This window comes from Streptomyces sparsus, assembly GCF_054776295.1.
On the sequence record NZ_BAAHCA010000767.1, the window covers coordinates 1 to 2413 of the forward strand.

4 protein-coding genes are annotated in these 2413 nt (G+C 74.3%); all 4 read right to left on the reverse strand.

Going from position 1 to position 2413, the window contains the following annotated elements; genetic code table 11:
* Positions 1 to 71: 71 nt before the first annotated feature.
* Complete coding sequence (gene era / locus ACYVE9_RS23140) at positions 72 to 1007, reverse strand: GTPase Era (protein ID WP_461029825.1); 936 nt, start codon at positions 1005 to 1007, stop codon at positions 72 to 74.
* Positions 1004 to 1411 carry a hypothetical protein gene (locus tag ACYVE9_RS23145; RefSeq protein WP_461029826.1) on the reverse strand — a complete coding sequence of 136 codons (408 nt, stop codon included), beginning with the start codon at positions 1409 to 1411 and terminating at the stop codon, positions 1004 to 1006. The genes era and ACYVE9_RS23145 overlap by 4 nt, the downstream gene beginning before the upstream one ends.
* 4 nt (positions 1412 to 1415) lie before the next feature.
* Positions 1416 to 1778, reverse strand: a complete 363-nt coding sequence (locus tag ACYVE9_RS23150; RefSeq protein WP_461029827.1) for a cytidine deaminase — start codon at positions 1776 to 1778, stop codon at positions 1416 to 1418.
* On the reverse strand, positions 1759 to 2413 hold a 655-nt coding region (locus ACYVE9_RS23155), incomplete at its 5' end, for a hypothetical protein (protein ID WP_461029828.1). The genes ACYVE9_RS23150 and ACYVE9_RS23155, both read right to left, overlap by 20 nt.

The following is a 2413-nucleotide window of genomic DNA, read 5'->3' on the forward strand; positions in this document are numbered from 1 at the left end:
CGAGGCGGTCGGGCACCCGGCCCCGCGGGCAACACGGTCCGGGGCCCGCCCCGGGCGGGCCGCCGGGCCGGTCAGAAACCGAGCTTGCGCAGCTGCTTCGGGTCGCGCTGCCAGTCCTTGGCGACCTTCACGTGCAGGTCGAGATAGACGGGCGTGCCGAGCAGCGCCTCGATGTGCTTGCGGGACTTGGTGCCGACATCCTTGAGCCGGCTGCCCTTGGGCCCGATGATGATGCCCTTCTGGCTGGGCCGCTCGATGTAGACGTTCGCGTGGATGTCCAGCAGCGGGCGGTCGGCGGGCCGGTCCTCCCGGGGGATCATCTCCTCGACGACCACCGCGATGGAGTGCGGGAGTTCGTCCCGCACTCCCTCCAGGGCCGCCTCCCGGATCAGCTCCGCGACCATGACCTGCTCCGGCTCGTCGGTGAGGTCACCGTCCGGGTACAGCGGCGGGCTCTCGGGCAGCATCGGCGCCAGCAGGTCGGCCAGCAGGTCGACCTGGCTGGAACCGACCGCCGAGACCGGCACGATCTCCGCCCACTCCAGGCCGAGGTCCTTGCCGAGGCGGTCCACCGCGATGAGTTGCTCGGCCAGCTTCTGGGAGTCCACCAGGTCGGTCTTGGTGATCACCGCGACCTTCGGGGTCTTCTTCAGACCCGCCAGCTCCGCGGCGATGAACCGGTCACCGGGGCCCAGCTTCTGGTCGGCGGGGATGCACAGGCCGATGACGTCGACCTCGGACCACGTGGTCCGCACCACGTCGTTGAGGCGCTCGCCCAGCAGGGTGCGCGGCTTGTGCAGGCCGGGGGTGTCGACCAGCACCAGCTGCGCGTCGGGGCGGTGCACGATGCCGCGCACCGTGTGCCGGGTGGTCTGCGGGCGGTTCGAGGTGATCGCGACCTTCGTACCGACCAGCGCGTTGGTCAACGTCGACTTGCCCGCGTTCGGGCGGCCGACGAAGCACGCGAAGCCGGCGCGGTGCGGGGACGCGGGGGAAGGTTCGCTCATGGGCCCATTCTCCCTGATCGCCCGGCCCGGCCCGACCGCCGCCCGGCGACGACCCCGGCCAGCGCCAGCGCACCGGCCGGCAGGAGCAGCAGGCCGGCCGCGAGCACCCACCAGTCGGTGCCGCGTCCGCCCGCCCAGTCCCAGACGAGCGAGGCCCACACCACGACGCCGGCGGCGGTGACCGCGAAGCCGGTCAGCAGCCGTGCCCGGCGGGCGAGCACGGGCCGGTCGTGGGAGCGGGCCAGCTGGTGCAGGCCCTCCGGCAGCAGGAAGAGACCGAGGGCGAGCGGCGGCACGTCGAGGCCCTCACCGAGGGCCCACTCGACGGCCACGCCGGCCAGCAGCGCGGTCCCGATCACGGTCAGGATCCAGGCGATCCTGCGGTCGGTGAAGAAGTCCGCCACGGGCTCAGACCGCGTCGGCGGTGCGCAGCGTTCCGTCGGGGGCCGCGAGCAGCACGGGGGTGCCGGCCCCTCCGAGGTCCCGTACCGCGTCCAGGTCGGCGGCCGGCAGGGTGTCGGTGTCGGAGACGACCGCGGCGGCCTCCAGCGAGGAGGCGCCCGAGGCGACGGCCATCGCGACGGCCGTCTGGAGCGCGCTGAGCCGCAGGGAGGCCAGCGCGACGGTGCCGGCGACGTAGGTGCGTCCCGTCTCGTCGCGCACGGCCGCACCCTCGGGCACCTGGTTGCGGGCGCGGGGGCTGCGCGCCAGGGTGATGATCTTGCGGTCCTCGGGGTCCACGGCGGGCGCGTCACTCATACGGGCGAGCATACGGTGCGGCCCTGAGCTGGGTGACATCCGGGAAGCCCTCGGTGGGCGGCGGTTCGCCGTATTCGGCGACCTCGCCGAGCTTCTCGACGGCCCGGCGCATCAGCGGTTCCACTCCTTCACCGTCCGGCTCCTCGGGGCCGGCCTGGGCCAGGTGCACGGTGGCGGCGCCGACCCGGGCGTAGACCACGTCGGCGACCACGGTGAGCCGGTCGTCGCCCGGTCCGCGGCGCACGAAGCGCAGCGCGACGCTGTCGTCACCGAGCAGCGGCAGCGCGAGGTCGCGGGCCTCGTAGGCGACGGGTCCGCTGTCCGCCCCGGTGCCTTCGGTGATCCGGAAGCGGGTGCACTCCCCGGCGGCCCGCTCGAAGTCCCGCAGCGCCTGCCCGGCGTGTTCCGCGCTGTCGTGGGCGCCGGTCCTGGTGGTGACGAACGGGCCCACCGGGGAGCGGGCGAACCGGGTGTCGGCGGCCGTCTCGGCCGGGTCCTGGAACAGCGTCCGGCAGGGGTCGCCGGCGGGCTGGGGAACGCCTATGCCGCGCTCCTCGGCGGCCCCCTCGGTGTCGGGCACCCAGCCGTCCGGCAGGTCACCGAGGTCGAGGAGGGCCTGCCGGAGGCCGTCCTCGTCGAGACGGGCG